General features: G+C 44.7%; 14 protein-coding genes. 13 read left to right on the plus strand and 1 reads right to left on the minus strand.

What is annotated here, in order from left to right; all coding sequences use genetic code 11:
- The first annotated feature begins 226 nt into the window (after positions 1 to 226).
- The 11 genes from cbiD (at position 227) to AB5618_RS12795 (ending at position 12,899) form a co-directional block, all read left to right on the plus strand.
- Positions 227 to 1,402, plus strand: a complete 1,176-nt coding sequence (gene cbiD, locus AB5618_RS12745; protein ID WP_368366809.1) for a cobalt-precorrin-5B (C(1))-methyltransferase CbiD — start codon at positions 227 to 229, stop codon at positions 1,400 to 1,402.
- A 142-nt stretch (positions 1,403 to 1,544) separates the two neighbouring features.
- Positions 1,545 to 2,228 carry a precorrin-2 C(20)-methyltransferase gene (gene cobI / locus AB5618_RS12750; RefSeq protein ID WP_368366810.1) on the plus strand — a complete coding sequence of 228 codons (684 nt, stop codon included), beginning with the start codon at positions 1,545 to 1,547 and terminating at the stop codon, positions 2,226 to 2,228.
- Positions 2,229 to 2,335: 107 nt separating this feature from the next.
- On the plus strand, positions 2,336 to 3,094 hold the full coding sequence (gene cobM, locus AB5618_RS12755) for a precorrin-4 C(11)-methyltransferase (protein WP_118579928.1): 759 nt from the start codon (positions 2,336 to 2,338) through the stop codon (positions 3,092 to 3,094).
- A gap of 46 nt (positions 3,095 to 3,140) precedes the next feature.
- Positions 3,141 to 4,247, plus strand: coding sequence for a cobalt-precorrin 5A hydrolase (locus AB5618_RS12760; RefSeq protein ID WP_244095569.1), 1,107 nt, complete (start codon positions 3,141 to 3,143; stop codon positions 4,245 to 4,247).
- Positions 4,240 to 4,980 (plus strand): precorrin-3B C(17)-methyltransferase, encoded by a 741-nt coding sequence (gene cobJ / locus AB5618_RS12765; protein ID WP_368366811.1) that lies wholly within the window; start codon positions 4,240 to 4,242, stop codon positions 4,978 to 4,980. Before AB5618_RS12760 ends, cobJ begins: the two co-directional genes overlap by 8 nt.
- Entirely contained in the window at positions 4,973 to 7,018 is a 2,046-nt protein-coding gene (gene cobK, locus AB5618_RS12770; RefSeq protein WP_368366812.1) for a precorrin-6A reductase, read from the plus strand. The genes cobJ and cobK overlap by 8 nt, the downstream gene beginning before the upstream one ends.
- Positions 7,019 to 7,082: 64 nt before the next feature.
- Entirely contained in the window at positions 7,083 to 8,585 is a 1,503-nt protein-coding gene (locus AB5618_RS12775) for a cobyrinate a,c-diamide synthase (RefSeq protein ID WP_368366813.1), read from the plus strand.
- Entirely contained in the window at positions 8,582 to 9,547 is a 966-nt protein-coding gene (gene cbiB / locus AB5618_RS12780) for an adenosylcobinamide-phosphate synthase CbiB (RefSeq protein WP_368366814.1), read from the plus strand. Before AB5618_RS12775 ends, cbiB begins: the two co-directional genes overlap by 4 nt.
- A 99-nt stretch (positions 9,548 to 9,646) precedes the next feature.
- Positions 9,647 to 10,699, plus strand: a complete 1,053-nt coding sequence (locus AB5618_RS12785) for a histidinol-phosphate transaminase (protein ID WP_368366815.1) — start codon at positions 9,647 to 9,649, stop codon at positions 10,697 to 10,699.
- A gap of 47 nt (positions 10,700 to 10,746) precedes the next feature.
- Positions 10,747 to 12,261: a cobyric acid synthase gene (locus AB5618_RS12790; RefSeq protein ID WP_173716576.1), complete on the plus strand. Its 1,515-nt coding sequence runs from the start codon at positions 10,747 to 10,749 to the stop codon at positions 12,259 to 12,261.
- Positions 12,258 to 12,899 (plus strand): precorrin-8X methylmutase, encoded by a 642-nt coding sequence (locus AB5618_RS12795; RefSeq protein WP_195478507.1) that lies wholly within the window; start codon positions 12,258 to 12,260, stop codon positions 12,897 to 12,899. Before AB5618_RS12790 ends, AB5618_RS12795 begins: the two co-directional genes overlap by 4 nt.
- 148 nt (positions 12,900 to 13,047) lie before the next feature.
- Here the strand turns inward: AB5618_RS12795 and AB5618_RS12800 are convergent, their stop codons facing one another.
- Complete coding sequence (locus AB5618_RS12800; protein WP_227200782.1) at positions 13,048 to 14,376, minus strand: PLP-dependent aminotransferase family protein; 1,329 nt, start codon at positions 14,374 to 14,376, stop codon at positions 13,048 to 13,050.
- A 109-nt stretch (positions 14,377 to 14,485) separates the two neighbouring features.
- Between AB5618_RS12800 and AB5618_RS12805 the strand changes: the two genes are divergently transcribed.
- Entirely contained in the window at positions 14,486 to 15,457 is a 972-nt protein-coding gene (locus AB5618_RS12805; protein ID WP_368366816.1) for a bifunctional hydroxymethylpyrimidine kinase/phosphomethylpyrimidine kinase, read from the plus strand.
- Between the two features lie 151 nt (positions 15,458 to 15,608).
- Positions 15,609 to 16,250 (plus strand): TIGR04100 family radical SAM protein, encoded by a 642-nt coding sequence (locus tag AB5618_RS12810; protein ID WP_173718114.1) that lies wholly within the window; start codon positions 15,609 to 15,611, stop codon positions 16,248 to 16,250.
- The last annotated feature ends 5 nt before the right edge of the window (positions 16,251 to 16,255 follow it).

Consider the following 16,255-nt stretch of genomic DNA (forward strand, 5'->3'; position numbering starts at 1 on the left):
ATAATGTAACGGATAAAAACAGGGAAAAGCATGATCAGGAAGCCAGGTGTAATTCCTGCACAAGTCCGTTACTGTACAGTCAGATACTGGTCGCTTTTTCAGAAACAGGATTTCCTGCGGCAACCGGGATAAGACTGATAGGAAAGAAGCTTTGTTGTCAGGACAGGGCTTCTTTTATTTACGTAACAGATGGGGCGGGTTCCTCATAGCTTTGGAGGCAAGAAACATGGAACATAAAACAGGATTGGAAGATTATTATGTGATCCGCGGACAGAAGAAAATGCGTTTTGGCTATACCACAGGTTCCTGTGCGGCAGCAGCCTGTAAGGGCGCCTGCCTGATGCTTCTGGGAAAAGAAAAGTTAACATCTGTACCGCTTATGACTCCTAAGGGAATCCTCCTTGATCTGGAGCTGCATGACATTCAGATCAGTGAAAATCAGGTTACCTGTGCAGTGAAAAAAGATGCTGGAGATGATCCGGACACAACAAATGGCATTCTTGTGTATGCTACAGTGTGGAAGACGGATACTGCCGGAATCGTTATAGATGGCGGAGTGGGCGTAGGCAGAGTTACAAGACCCGGGCTCTCCCAGAAAGTGGGAGAAGCGGCGATCAATCCTGTTCCTCGTGCAATGATCCTTCGGGAAGCAGAAGAAGCAGCAGTTTCCCATGATTATGAGGGTGGCCTAAAGGTTGTAATCTCCGTTCCGGAAGGAGTGGAGATTGGGAAAAAGACCTTTAATCCCAGGCTGGGAATCACAGGAGGAATCTCCATCCTTGGAACTTCCGGAATCGTGGAGCCGATGAGCGAAAAAGCCCTTGTGGAGAGCATCCATGTGGAAATGAAGCAGCATTTTACCCAAGGTGAGAAGTATCTTCTTGTGACACCTGGAAATTATGGGGCAGATTATCTGCGTGAGCACATGACCTTACCTTTTGAACGAAATATCAAGTGCAGCAATTATGTGGGAGAAACCATTGATATGGCTGTGGATATGGGCGTGAAAGGAATCCTGTTTGTCGCCCATATTGGCAAGTTTGTAAAGGTAGCAGCAGGAATTATGAACACCCATTCCCACAGTGCAGATGCCCGTATGGAAGTGCTTGCAGCCAATGCCCTCAGAGTGGGAGCGGATGGAGATACTGCAAGAGCTATCCTGAATTGCAATACCACAGATGATGCCCTTGATGTTTTGCACAAAAAAGGTCTTTTAGAGCCTGCAATGCAAGAAATTATGGAAAGAATCCAGTTTTATCTGGATCACCGTTCTTATGAACAAATTAAGCTTGGTGCGGTTGTTTTTAACAATGTATATGGATATCTGGGAAAAACAAGAGATGCCGGTGAACTGATTCAGGAAATTCAGAAGCAGGATGAAATGCTTAAACTTCAAATGTAAGCGGGATGATAGAGTGTGCAGATTGCAGGCATGGACAGTATGTTGCAGGGCATTTTTACGAATAAAGATATGTTCAGTTTATGAGAGCAAAAAGTAAAAACAGAGTAGTTATGCTTAAAAACTATTTCAGAAAGAGAGATCTATGACAGGAAAATTATATGGCGTAGGAGTTGGCCCAGGGGATCCGGAGCTGATCACTTTAAAGGCCTTAAGACTTACAAAGGAAGCAGATATACTGGCTTTTCCAGGGGAAAACCCAAAAGAATCTGTGGCATACAGGATCATGAAAGGAGCGTACCCGGAAATTGACAGCAAACAGATGATTTCCCTGCCAATGCCCATGATCAAAGATAGAGATGAACTGAAACGTGTTCATGATGAAGGAGCAAAAATAATTGCAGAATGGCTTGAGAAAGGAAAAAATGTAGTATTTCTCACCCTGGGAGACCCGACCGTATATTCTACATATATTTATGTACACAAACGTGTGGAACAGCTGGGATATGCCACAGAAATCGTTAGCGGCATTACATCCTTTTGTGCAGTCAGTGCCAGATTTAATGAAGGACTGGTGGAAAAATCCCAGCAGCTTCATGTAATCCCTGCCTCCTATCAGATAGAAGAAGCATTGAAGCTTCCCGGAACGAAAGTTCTGATGAAAACCGGCAAAAAAATGCAGGAAGTAAAAGCGCAGATCAAAGCATCTAGTAATAAGGCCGAGATGATTGAAAATTGCGGAATGCCAGATGAAAAAATTTATAGAAGTGTGGAAGAAATTCCAGATGATGCAGGTTATTATTCGTTGATCATTGTGAAGGAAAAATAAGATAATGTAAATAAAAAACCAATGTAGGCAAAGTGAAAATTTATTAAAGTAAGAATTATAAAACTTTGCCGCACAATAAAAATTATAGTGAAAAAGGAGAGAAAGCCATGATTCATTTCGTAGGAGCAGGTTCCGGAGCACCGGATCTGATCACCGTAAGAGGAAAGAAATATCTGGAAGAAGCAGACGTAGTTATTTATGCAGGATCTCTGGTAAATCCAAAACTTCTGGAGTACACAAAGGATATTTGTACCATTTATAACAGCGCAAAGATGACACTGGAAGAGGTGCTTTCTGTTATGGAAAAGGCAGAAGCGGCAGGCAAGACAACAGTAAGACTTCACACAGGTGATCCCTGTATTTATGGTGCCATCCGTGAGCAGATGGATGTGCTGGATGAGAAGGGAATTGCTTATGATTACTGTCCTGGTGTCAGTGCATTCTGCGGTGCGGCAAGTGCTTTAAATCTGGAATATACGCTGCCGGATATTTCCCAGAGCGTGATCATCACCCGTATGGAAGGGAGAACTCCGGTTCCGCCAAAGGAAAGCATTCAGTCCTTTGCTGCCCATCAGGCAACTATGGTTGTTTTTCTCAGTACAGGAATGCTGGAAGAACTGAGCAGAAGACTGATCGAAGGCGGTTATACGGCAGATACTCCTGCTGCGATTGTGTATAAGGCAACCTGGGAGGATGAGAAGAAATTTGTGTGCACAGTAGGAACCCTGGCGCAGACTGCGAAAGAGAATCATATTACGAAGACTGCACTTATGATCATTGGAGACTGTGTAAATGCCGCTCATTATGACCGTTCCAAGTTATATGATCCAGGATTTACAACAGAGTTCCGTGAAGCAACGAAATAACAATATGGTTATTTGATATGGCAGCTTAGGTTAGAGCCTGTTCCAGATGAAAGGAAAACGGATGAAAATTTCCATGATATGCTACACCCTGACAGGGCAGCAGACAGGAGAGAAACTAAAAAAGGGACTGGAAAAAGAAGGAAATATAGTTTCTCTTTTCACAAAGAGCAAATACATTCCAGACTCTATAAAGGAAAGCTGTGGGAAATGGACGGGAGAACAGTTCGAAACTGCAGACAGTATCATTTTCATTGGAGCAGCCGGAATCGCAGTGCGCAGCATCGCTCCCTTTATACAGAGCAAAAAGAAAGACCCGGCTGTGCTGGTGGTAGATGAATTGGGCAAATTCGTGATATCCTTGCTGTCTGGACATCTTGGAGGGGCAAATGAACTTGCCTGTCTGGCTGCAGACATTTTACAGGCAATCCCTGTAGTCACAACTGCCACAGATCTTGAAGGAAAATTTGCTGTGGATGTGTTTGCAAAGAAAAATAACTGTCACATTTTTCGAATGAAAGAGGCGAAAGAGGTTTCTGCCGCGCTGCTGGCAGGTGAGAAGGTTGGATTTTATAGCGAATTCCTCTGGGAGGGAGAACTGCCAGAGGGACTGATCTGGTGTCAAAAAGCTGGCATATCACTTTCTGAAATACAGTATGAAACTGTGGATGGCACACCACTTCCAGAGGTGGGAATTGCCGTGACCGTGCATAAAAGCTGTCATCCCTTTGCCTCAACAACGCACATAGTTCCACCAGCTGCGGCGCTTGGAATGGGCTGCCGGAAAAATAAAGAATCAGAAGCTGTGGAAAAAGCAGCATTCAGCTGCCTGAAAGAAAATGACATTTATCCGGAGGCAGTTGCAGCTCTTGCAAGCATCGATGTAAAAAAAGAAGAACCCGGGCTTCTGGCTCTGTCGGAAAAGCTGGGAGTTCCCTTCAAAACATTTTCCAGTGAGGAACTTCTGTCTGTGCAGGGGGAATTCACCTCATCCACTTTTGTGAGTAAGACAGTAGGTGTGGATAATGTGTGTGAGCGAAGCGCGGTGAAAGCCGCAGAGAATCATACTGGCATTCATTTTATACAGAGAAAACGGGGCGCAGAGGGCGTGACAACGGCTCTTGTCCTTGGAGATTGGAGGATACGTTTTGAGTAAAGAAAAGAAAATTTATGTGGTAGGAATCGGACCAGGTTCTTATGAAGGAATGACAGGAGCTGCAGTTACAGCTCTTGAAAAAAGTGATGTGATCGTTGGATACACTGTTTATATTGATCTTGTAAAAGACCATTTTCCGGGAAAATCTTTTCTCACCACACCTATGAGAAAGGAAGTAGACCGCTGTGTAATGGCTTTTGATGAGGCTATGAAAGACCAGACAGTTTCCATGATCTGCAGTGGTGATGCGGGAGTTTACGGAATGGCTGGTCTTATGTATGAAATCGGCGCAAACTATCCGGAGGTGGAGCTGGAAGTAGTTGCAGGTGTTACAGCAGCAACCGGAGGAGCAGCAGTGCTTGGTGCTCCATTGATCCACGATTTCTGTCTGATCAGTCTCAGTGATCTGCTCACACCATGGGAAAAGATCGAGAAGCGTCTTCTTCTGGCTTCGGAAGCTGATTTTGTGATTGTTCTTTACAATCCGTCCAGTCACAAGAGACACGATTATCTGAAAAAAGCCTGCGAACTTATGCTTCAACACAAATCTCCGGAAACAGTATGCGGTACTGTGCAGAACATTAACCGCGAGGGTGAAACTGCCAGGGTTATGACTCTGGCTGAATTGAAAGAAACACAGGTAGATATGTTTACCACTGTATTTATCGGAAATTCACAGACCAGAAATATCGATGGAAAAATGGTAACACCAAGAGGATATAAAAATGTCTGATGTTGTTGTTTTTGCAGGCACCACAGAAGGCTATGAAATCTGCAGCTTTCTGGCAAAAAATAAAGTAAGTGTGCTTGCATGTGTCGCTACCGATTACGGAAGCAAATCATTAAAAGAGGACGAATATCTGAAAATCCACGCTGGCCGCCTGAATGGGGCGGAGATGGAAAATCTTCTGAAAGAACTCAGTCCCGGACTGGTGCTGGATGCTACCCATCCGTATGCTGCCGAGGTAACGGAGAATATTCGGACAGCCTGCAAAAATACAGGGCTTTCCTATGAGAGAGTACTTCGTGAAAAGGGCGCGTATCAGGATAAAGCTGTATATGTGGAAGACACGGAGGCAGCAGTGAGGTTTTTGGAAGACACTAAGGGGAATATCCTGCTAACTACAGGCAGCAAAGAGCTTGGAAAATTTACAGCTTTATCTGATGCAGGAGAACGCATTTATGCCCGTGTTCTGTCTTTGCCATCTGTGATGGAAACCTGCAAAGGGTATGGCTTTGAGGGCAAACATCTGATCGGTATGCAGGGACCCTTTTCTATGGAATTAAACGCAGCCATGCTTCGTCAGTATGACTGCAGATACCTTGTGACAAAGGATACAGGAAAAGCAGGTGGTTTCCAGGAGAAAATTGATGCTGCACTTATGTGCGATGTGATTCCTGTTATAATTGGAAGACCGCTGCAGGAAGAGGGTCTTTCTGTGGCAGAATGCAAACATATGCTCACAGAACATTTTGGACTTACTCTAAAACCTCACGTTACACTTCTGGGAATTGGTATGGGAAGTGAGAAAACCCTCACAATGCAGGGAAAAAGGGCAGTTCAAAGAGCTGATCTGATCATTGGGGCCAGGCGCATGGCAGATTCCATCCGGGAGCCGGGACAGCCGGTGGTGTATGAATACCGCAGTGATGTGATTGGAGCTTATATTAAGAACCATCCGGAATATGAGAATATTGTTATAGCTTTGTCCGGGGATGTGGGATTCTACAGCGGAGCGAAGAAGCTGCTGGATGTGTTGAATGGAAGGAAACCAGAGGGTGTTTTAGCAGATGATTTTAAAGGGCAGGAGGACAGTGAAAAAGGAAATGGCTGTGTCTCCATTGAGATTATCTGCGGAATTTCTTCTGTGGTTTATTTTATGTCCCAGATCGGTTTATCCTGGGATGATGCGAAGATCACTAGCGCCCACGGCAAAAATTGCAATTTGGTTTCCATGATCAAGCAGAATCAGAAGGTTTTTTCCATTCTGGGAACAAAAAGTGCGGTTGCAGAACTTGCACAGAAACTGGTGGAATATGAGATGGGAGATGTGGTTCTTTATGTTGGAGAAAACCTTTCCTATCCAGATGAAAAAATATTCCAGGCGAACGCCAGTGAACTGACTTCCTATGAGGGTCAGGCATTGAGCGTTGTCTGTGCTTACAATGAAAAAGCCAGACCGGCATTTTCCACTCATGGAATTCCAGATGAGAAATTTATCCGTGGAAAAGCACCTATGACAAAAGAAGAGGTGAGATGTGTTTCCCTTTCTAAGCTTCGTCTTCAGGAAGATTCCATCTGTTATGATGTAGGTGCCGGAACAGGTTCTGTTTCTGTGGAAATGGCTCTTCGCGCAGATCAGGGACAGGTTTTCGCTGTTGAGAAAAAGGATGACGCGGTGGCTCTTCTTTACGAAAACAAACAGCGGTTTGCAACGGATAATCTGGAAATTATAAAGGGCGAGGCACCGGAAGCACTAAAAGAACTGCCGGTTCCTACTCATGCGTTTATCGGTGGTTCATCAGGAAATCTGAAAGAAATCGTTGCCCTGCTTTTAGAAAAGAACCGAGATGTGCGGATCGTGATTAACTGCATTACGCTGGAGACGATCAGTGAGGCACTGGAGATATTGAAAGAATACGATTTCGCAGATCAGGAAGCAGTGCAGCTTACAGCCTCCAGATCAAAGGAGATTGGAAGATACCACCTAATGATGGGAGAGAATCCTATTTATATTATCACCTGCCAGAGCCCCCGGACGCGGATATGACAGGTGTGGTTTTCTTAAGAGTGCAGAAAAAGGCTGTTGGCGCGGAAAGAAGAGGAGGACTATCATGAAAAAAAGAATACCCAGGATCTTGCTTGCAGCAGGAGCCAGCGGAAGCGGAAAAACACTTCTCACCTGTGGTCTGCTGCAGGTACTGGTAAACAGAGGGATAAAGACAGTCTCCTTTAAATGCGGACCGGATTATATTGATCCCATGTTCCATACCCAGGTAATTGGTACAAAATCCCGAAATCTGGACACTTTTTTTACAGGAGAGGATATTACCCGATCTCTTCTTGCAAAAAACAGTGCTGACTGTGAAATTGCAGTGATGGAAGGCGTTATGGGTTTTTACGATGGAGTGGCAGGAACCACTACTTTGGCAAGTGCTTATGATCTGGCGCGAGTTACGGATACGCCGGTTATTCTGATCGTGAACAGCAAGGGAATGAGTGTCTCTCTTGCTGCCTACATAAAAGGCTTTCTGGAATACAAAAAAGACAGCCGCATAAAAGGCGTGATTTTTAACCAGATGTCCCCTATGCTCTATCCCAGAATGAAGAAACTGGTGGAAGAGGAGCTTGGCATCAAAGTACTGGGCTATGTGCCAAGGGTGGAAGATTGTGTGATCGAGAGCCGACACCTGGGACTGATTTTGCCAGAAGAAATCCCGGAACTGAAGGGACGGCTTTTGAAGCTGGCAGAAGTGCTGGAGAACAGTCTGGAAATAGAAGAGATATTAAAACTGGCCAATGAGGCACCAGTGTTGGAATATCCATTGTTGGAAAAGACAGATGAGAGATCCCTATGTCAGCCAGCTGGAACCAGTGCAATAGCTGAAAAGGTGAAAAGAGAAGTGGATGCATTGACTGAAATGAGTCAGGTGTATACCTGGAAAAGCCCAAAGAAGCTTCGGATCGGTCTTGCGAAAGATGAGGCATTCTGCTTCTTTTATGAGGATAATCTGGATCTTCTTCGTTCCATGGGTGCCGAGTTGGTGGCTTTTTCGCCTGTACATGACGGACATTTACCAGATAATCTGGACGGACTTCTTCTCTATGGTGGATATCCGGAATTAAATGGAAAAGCATTGGAGGAGAATCTTTCCATGCGGCAGGAAATTGCGGCAGCCATAAAGGATGGAATGCCCTGTCTTGCAGAATGCGGTGGGTTCATGTATCTCCACGAAAGCATGGAGGGAATGGATGGGAAATTCTATGAAATGGCAGGCATTATTCCGGGTAAGGTATGGCGCACACCCAGACTGACCCGGTTTGGCTATATTACTTTGAAGCAGAATCAGGGGATTTCCCATGGAAAACAGGAAACTGTAATTCTTGGGGAGTCAGATCTTGGAGTAAGTCCGGCCCATGAATTTCATTATTTTGATTCGGATAATTGTGGAACTGCATTTCATGCTTCCAAACCGGAAAGCAAACGCGGGTGGGACTGCATGCAAGGTTCTGATCATTTGTTAGCTGGCTTTCCTCATTTATATTATTACGCAAATCCGAAAATCCCACAGGCATTTTTAAAAAAGTGTCTGGAGTATAAGGAGTTACAAAAATGATACGATTATTAACTCTTCCGGCAGGTTTTATTCTTGACCTGCTTATGGGAGATCCAAGATGGCTATATCATCCGGTATGTCTTATAGGAAATCTGATCAGCATACTGGAAAAAGGAATACGAAAGGTGTTTCCGAAAACAGATAAGGGTGAGCGGGCAGGAGGCATTCTGGAAGTTGTCCTTGTCTGTTTTATTACCTTTTTTATTCCTTACGTTGTAATCCATCTGTTTTATAAATGGAATTTCTGGTTGGGCTTTGCACTAGAGACTTTCTGGTGCGGACAGCTGCTTGCAACAAAATCATTGAAAGTGGAAAGTATGAAAGTATATGACCGCCTGAAAAACGGAACCATTGAGGAAGCGCGTTATGCCGTTTCCATGATCGTGGGACGTGATACACAGGCACTTTCAGAAATCGGAGTGACGAAGGCAGCTGTGGAAACGGTTGCGGAAAATTCCTCTGACGGAATTATTGCCCCTATGTTTTATATGGCAATCGGTGGAATTCCCCTGATGTTTTTGTACAAGGGCATCAACACTATGGATTCTATGCTTGGATATAAAAACGATAAATATCTGCATTTTGGAAGATGTGCAGCCAGACTTGACGATGTGGCGAATTATATTCCAGCCAGAATTTCCGGCTGGCTGATGGCATTGTCCACAATATTTGTTGGAATGGATACCAAAAATGCAGTGAAAATATACAGAAGAGACCGCCGTAATCATGCAAGCCCCAATTCTGCCCAGACAGAAGCGGCTATGGCAGGAGCACTGGATGTTCAGCTGGCAGGAAATGCTTATTATTTTGGTAAGCTATATGAAAAACCGACGATCGGGGATCCGATCCGCCCGGTTGAAATCGAGGATATTCCAAGAGCGAATAAACTGCTTTATGCAACCTGTATTGTGGGAGCAATTTTATTCTTCGGGCTGAGTGTTCTTCTGAAAACTGTGTTATAGCGGATTTTGCTGAAAAAACAGCAACAAATAAAAGATTAAAGTATGTTTTAAAATTGTGATGCACATCTAGAGCGTGCAATTACTTGAATGGAGACAACAATGGAAAAACACATACATGGCGGTGATGTGTATCATCATCAGGGGTGCATTGACTTTTCAGCAAACTGCAATCCTCTTGGTACCCCGGAGGGAATCAAAAAAGCGATCATTGAAAGTCTGGAGCATATAAATGACTACCCCCAGGTAGGCTGCACTCCCTTAAAAAAAGCCATTGCAGAATATGAGAATACGAAGCCGGATCAGGTGATCTGCGGAAACGGCGCTGCAGAGGTGATCTTTTCCCTTTGCCGGGCGGTGAATCCAAGACGGGCTCTGGTGCCGGCTCCGACTTTTGCAGAATACCAGCAGGCATTATATAGTGTGGATTGCCAGGTAGAGTTTTTTCTCCTGGATGGGAAAAAGAGGTTTGTGCTGGAGGAAAACTTCTTACAGGCATTGACAGAAGAGATTGACATTATTTTCCTGTGTAATCCCAATAATCCAACCGGGCTTCTGGTGGAAAAACCATTGCTGGAAAAAATTCTGAAGCGTTGTCAGGAGCTTAATATTCTTATGGCGGTGGATGAATGTTTCCTGGATTTCGTTCCATCACCAGAAAAATATACGCTAAAAGAATATCTGGAAACCTATGACAATCTGTTTCTTCTGAAAGCTTTTACAAAGCGCTATGCTATGGCAGGTGTGAGACTTGGCTATGGTCTTTGCGGAAATAAAGGACTTCTGGAAAAAATAGAAGGTGTATGTCAGCCCTGGAATGTCTCTTCCATGGCACAGGCAGCAGGTCTGGCGGCTTTGCAGGAAAGAGAATATGTAGAAAAGGGAAGACAGGTGACCTTTCAGGAACTGGCATATCTGAAAGAAGAACTGACGGCGCTTGGCTATCCGGTTTATCCTTCTCAGGCGAATTACGTGTTTTTTACAGGTCCGGCGGATTTGTATGAGAAGCTGGAGCAGAAGAAGATCCTGATACGCGATTGCAGCAATTATACCGGACTTTCCAAAGGATATTACAGGGTTGCGGTGAAGGAACATGAAGAAAATCAGCAGCTTGTCAGGGCATTGAAAGAAATAGAAAGAAATAGAAAGAAATAGATAGAACCAAAGTTGAAAATGTGATTTTATAAAAGGAGGAACACATTTTGGCAAAAGCAATCATGGTGCAGGGGACAATGTCCAATGCCGGAAAAAGCCTTCTGGCAGCAGGCCTTTGCAGAATTTTTAAACAGGACGGTTACCGTGTGGCACCTTTCAAGTCCCAGAATATGGCGTTGAATTCTTTTATCACAAAAGAAGGTCTGGAAATGGGACGTGCCCAGGTGATGCAGGCAGAAGCAGCCGGAATTGCTCCTTCTGTTCTGATGAATCCTGTTCTTTTAAAGCCTACAAACGATGTAGGCTCCCAGGTGATCGTAAACGGTGAGGTTCTGGGAAACATGAGCGCCAGAGATTATTTCAAATATAAGAAAAAACTGGTGCCGGATATTATGAAGGCTTACAATGCTCTTGCAGCAGAAAATGATATTATTGTTATAGAGGGAGCCGGAAGTCCGGCGGAAATCAATCTGAAAAGTGATGATATCGTAAATATGGGTATGGCGAAAATGGCAAAGGCTCCGGTTCTTCTGGTGGGAGATATTGACCGTGGCGGTGTTTTTGCCCAGCTGATCGGAACTGTCATGCTTCTGGAAGAAGATGAAAAGGAGATGGTAAAAGGTCTGATCATCAATAAATTCCGTGGAGACAAAACCATTCTGGATCCTGGGGTGGAAATGCTGGAGGAGAGAAGCGGCATTCCGGTTGTAGGCGTAGCTCCTTATCTGAATATTCAGGTGGAGGATGAGGACAGCCTGACGGAACGTTTTGAGACAAAACGGACAGTAGACATGATTGACATTGCGGTGATCCGAGTGCCCAGAATTTCTAATTTCACAGATTTTAATCCGCTGGAGAGTATTCAGGGAGTTTCCCTTCGCTATGTAAAAAATCCATCAGAGCTTGGAAATCCGGATATGATCATTTTGCCGGGAACCAAAAATACAATGGAAGATCTTCTGTGGATGAGAGAAAATGGCCTGGAAGCGTTGATCCTGAAGGAGGCTGCGAAAGGAAAGCTGATTTTTGGAATCTGCGGCGGCTATCAGATGATGGGCGAGACTTTAAGCGATCCTCATGGAGTGGAAGCTGGCGGAACGATTAAAGGTATGGGTCTTCTTCCAATGGATACCGTTTTTGCAAAGAAAAAGACCAGAACCAGAGTGGAAGGCTCTTTTGGCCAGCTGACTGGTGCGTTTGCAAAGCTTAGTGATACTGCTCTGGAAGGATATGAGATCCATATGGGTGAGACTGCCTTGAAAGGAGATGCAAAGCCATCTACCAGTATTCAGGATAGCGTAACCGGAGAGAGAAAGGCGGATGGTGCTTATCTTGACAATGTGTGCGGAACCTATGTACATGGTGTTTTTGATAAAGAGGCAGTAGCTGAGGCAATCGTACAGATCATTGGAGAAAAGAAAGGTTTGGATGTATCTGGAATGACTGGTATGGATTTCCAGGCGTTTAAGGAAACCCAGTATGATATTCTGGCAGCAGAGCTCCGGAAACATCTGGATATGAAGAAGATATATGAAATCCTGGAAGAGGGGGTACAAATATGAAAGTAGAACTGGAAAATGTAAAACCAATGGACATAGAGAAAAGAAGCTTTGAGATCATCACAGAGGAGCTTGGCGATACCCCTCTGATTCCGGGAACAGAGCTGGTGGTAAAGAGATGTATTCATACAAGCGCTGATTTCGATTATGCGAAAAATCTTTGCTTTTCCGAAAACGCAGTGGAAAAAGCGATTCAGGCAATTAAAGATGGCGCCTGTATTGTAACCGACACCCAGATGGCAAAAGCGGGAATCAACAAGCGCGCTCTTGCAAGGTATGGCGGTGAGGTTTACTGTTTTATGTCAGATGAGGATGTGGCGAAGATTGCGAAAGAAAATGGTTCAACCCGTGCCACAGCCAGCATGGACAAGGCGGCCGGATTGGATAAAAAGCTGATCTTTGCTATTGGAAATGCACCTACAGCACTGGTTCGGCTTTATGAGCTGATCGAGGAGAAAAAGCTGGATCCCAAGCTGATCATCGGTGTGCCTGTGGGGTTTGTGAATGTGGTGCAGTCCAAGGAACTGATCATGCATACAAATGTACCGTACATTGTAGCCCGTGGACGTAAGGGCGGATCAAATATCGCAGCGTGCATCTGTAATGCCCTGCTGTATATGATTGACAACAACCGGGGATAAAAAACAGCGTATACTCTGTCTGTGGCAAATGGCAAAGTATACGCTGCTTTTACTATAAAAGTCCCGGACGGCAGCTGTGGGAGCGCCATAGGCGCAGAACAGCTGACTTTCATATATGGTGATGTTGCTGAATAGGCGACATATCCGTTTAATCTAAAACTACAGACTTTAGCAGTTCGCAGGCCGGGATGAAATCCTGTACTGGCATGGAAGAGCAGGACATAAGTACCGTCACATCTTTTTCACTTTCTTTTAAAATTTGTAAATGCAGGCTTTTTTCAGAGGCCTGTTTTTTTAATTCATCCCCGCTTTTTTCATAAGGCAAAGTAAGAGCCAGACTGGTACCGGCTGCGCCCACCTGAATCTGACAGCCACTGCCAAATACCTGACGGACTGAGCTGCGAAGCTGTTTTAATTTGGAAGAATAAAGTCGTTTCAGCTTTCTGGTCTGTGCAGCAAGATGACCGTCCCGGATAAATTGACACAGGGCAATCTGTTCTGCCTTGGAAGCGGTCTGGTTGTAAAATCCGGCTTTCTTTTTATAAGCATTGAGAAGCTCAGGAGGCAGGATCATAAAGCTGATACGGATAGAAGGCAGCAGCAATCTGGAAAATGAACCGATGTAAACTACGCCCTGTCCTCCGGAAAGTCCGAAAAGGGAGGGGGTAGGCTTCTGGAAATAGACAAATTCGTTTTCGAAATCATCTTCGATTACCAGATGATGGCGTTCATCTGCATATTTCAAAAGCTCCAGACGGCGCTTTACCGGCATGATCTCGCCCCACTTTGTCATGTGTGCAGGGGAAACATAGACCACATCACAGTCTTTGTCCCGGTAACAGATCTCATATCCATAGTCTCCGAAAACTGTGCTTCCGTGAACAAAAGAAGGGGTTGGAAAGGATACCCGGTGAAATTCCGGATATACTTCATGGATAAGAGGACAGAGAATCTGCAGCAGGCTTTGGAAACTGGCACCTACTACAATGTCATCCGGAGAACAAAGAATGTTTCGCCTCTCACGGATATAATCTGACAAAGTTTCCCGGAAATCCGCCTCCCCCTGGGGTTCGCCGTAGGTCAGCATGCGTTCATTCTGCCGGAGGGCGCTTTTCATGTAGCGGCTCCACAGGTCAAAACGAAAGCTTTCTTTATCCACACCTGAAGATGCCAGGTCATAGCGGTAATGAGTTTCTTTGTGAGTACCCGGCTGGTTGTTTATATGCTGGTGGGAGGCAATTTCTGTGACATAGTAGCCGCTTTGGGCTTTTGCCATAATGTAGCCGTCTGCGGCAAGCTGAAGATAGGCAGTTTCAATAGTAGTCCGGGAAAGCTTCAGCTCCTGGGAGCACTTGCGAAGAGAAGGCATTTTGCTTCCGGGGGCCATTTTCCCATCCAGGATCAGTTTGCGGTAGTATTCGTAAACTTCCATATAAAGATGCGTAGTGCGGTTCTGATTTTTTTCAATGTCTAACATAAAACTGTCCCCTCTAAAAAAGTTGAATTTGGATATTTCTGTACATACACTTAGGTGATATTTTATAATATAAACGAAAAATTTACAATAAAAATCAGGAGTGATATATTTGAAAAAAATAGCGGTAATCCAGGATCTGTCAGGGCTTGGAAAATGTTCCCTGACAGCGGCAATTCCGGTGATCTCGGTGATGGGTGTGCAGGCGGTACCGCTGCCAACAGCAGTACTCAGCAACCAGACTGGTTATCCTTCCTATTACTGTGATGATTATACAGAGCACATGGAACAGATCATGACAGAATGGGAGAAACGGAAGTTTTCCCCTGATGGAATTTATACGGGCTTTCTGGCTGACGAAGAACAGGCAGATAAGATTCTGGATTTTTTTCAAAGATTCCGAACGGAGAACACAATGGTGCTGGTGGATCCGGTTATGGGAGACAATGGCAGGGCTTATGGAATTTATACAGAAGGTCTGCGGGAAAAGATGCTTCAGCTGGTGGGAAACGCCCATGTGATTACGCCCAATCTTACGGAAGCTCTGCTTCTTTTATATGGGAAAGAAGGGATGGAAAAAAGATATGCCAGCCTTTTGGAACTGGATGGAAGGAAAAGGCTGGAACAGATCGGAAAGATTGGGGAGCAGCTGAAAAAAGAATATGGCTTACAGGCAGCTGTGATTACAGGCGTGGAATCCAAGAGGAATGTTTTGGCAGTTCTTCAAGAGGTATCTGTAATTTCAACTCAGAAGTTAAGTAGAACTTCTGAGCAGACAGAAAATCTGGCAGGAAAACCAAATTCAAAGGAAACAAGTCTGCCGCAGATGGGAAACCTTGTGGTGGAAAATGGTCATTTGTCCTGGTGTTTTGCCCCAAAAATAGGCGGCAGTTATTCTGGAACAGGAGACCTGTTTGCCTCGGTGCTTAGTGCCGGTCTGGTGAAAGAGATGTCCATGATGCACTGCGTAGAACTGGCGGTGAATTTTCTGTCCAAGGCAATTGCCCAGACGGTACAGGAAGGAACAGACCGGAATGACGGAGTCTGCTTCGAGGCGTATCTTGGGGAATTATGTAAAAGTTGATAAGAGAATAACAATTGCTGTAAAAGGATAATATCCACTGGCAATGTTACGCAAGGTGCTTTGAGATAGCGAATGATTTCGGAAAAGAAAGTTATAGTGCCGCAAAGTAATGTCTGCGAACCGCAATATAGATGAGAAGGAGAGTGTAATAATGGCAGATATCGTATATTGTTATAATGATGAGGTATATTTTAATCTGACAAATAAGTGTCCTTGCAACTGTACCTTTTGCATCCGCAACAATGGGAATTCGGTAGGAGAGGCAAAAACTTTATGGTTTGACAAGGAACCCACAATGGAGGAGATTTATAAAGCAATTGATGCTTTTGATTTTTCAGGATACAAGGAAGCGGTTTTCTGTGGCTATGGAGAGCCGACTATGGCGCTGGATAAGCTGATCGCCGTCAGTGAGTATATGAGAAGCAAATATCCGGCACATTTGGACCGCGATGGGAAGCCCTGTCCGGGAATCAAGCTTCGTCTGAACACCAACGGTCTTGGAGATCTGATCAATAAGCGCTCTATAGCGAAAGAGGTCTGTCAGGCAGTTGATATTGTTTCCATCAGTTTAAATATGCCAGATGCCAAGTCCTACAACGAAGTGGTACGCCCGGCTTACGGCGAGAAAGCCTTTGATGCCATGCTGAAATTTGCGCAGGATTGCAAAAAATATACAGAAAATGTGAAATTCACGGTTGTAGACTGTATCGGGGAAGAAAACGTTGAGAAAAGCCGTAAAGTGGCAGAGAAGCTTGGAATTCCGCTGAGAGTACGGGAGTATACGGCGGAATAAAATTG

The sequence above is a fragment of the Ruminococcus sp. J1101004sp1_RTP21198st1_B9_RTP21198_201120 genome (genome assembly GCF_040924245.1).
Classification (GTDB): Bacteria; Bacillota; Clostridia; order Lachnospirales; family Lachnospiraceae; genus Blautia_A; species Blautia_A faecis.

Excerpts from the sequence above, each read along its gene's own strand:
- AB5618_RS12760 (WP_244095569.1), top strand. The coding sequence starts at position 3,141 with ATGAAAGGAAAACGGATGAAAATTTCCATGATATGCTACACCCTGACA.
- cobM (WP_118579928.1), top strand. The coding sequence starts at position 2,336 with ATGATTCATTTCGTAGGAGCAGGTTCCGGAGCACCGGATCTGATCACC.
- cbiD (WP_368366809.1), top strand. The coding sequence starts at position 227 with ATGGAACATAAAACAGGATTGGAAGATTATTATGTGATCCGCGGACAG.
- AB5618_RS12785 (WP_368366815.1), top strand. The coding sequence starts at position 9,647 with ATGGAAAAACACATACATGGCGGTGATGTGTATCATCATCAGGGGTGC.
- cobI (WP_368366810.1), top strand. The coding sequence starts at position 1,545 with ATGACAGGAAAATTATATGGCGTAGGAGTTGGCCCAGGGGATCCGGAG.
- AB5618_RS12795 (WP_195478507.1), top strand. The coding sequence starts at position 12,258 with ATGAAAGTAGAACTGGAAAATGTAAAACCAATGGACATAGAGAAAAGA.
- AB5618_RS12800 (WP_227200782.1), bottom strand. The coding sequence starts at position 14,376 with ATGTTAGACATTGAAAAAAATCAGAACCGCACTACGCATCTTTATATG.
- cbiB (WP_368366814.1), top strand. The coding sequence starts at position 8,582 with ATGATACGATTATTAACTCTTCCGGCAGGTTTTATTCTTGACCTGCTT.
- AB5618_RS12810 (WP_173718114.1), top strand. The coding sequence starts at position 15,609 with ATGGCAGATATCGTATATTGTTATAATGATGAGGTATATTTTAATCTG.
- AB5618_RS12775 (WP_368366813.1), top strand. The coding sequence starts at position 7,083 with ATGAAAAAAAGAATACCCAGGATCTTGCTTGCAGCAGGAGCCAGCGGA.
- cobK (WP_368366812.1), top strand. The coding sequence starts at position 4,973 with ATGTCTGATGTTGTTGTTTTTGCAGGCACCACAGAAGGCTATGAAATC.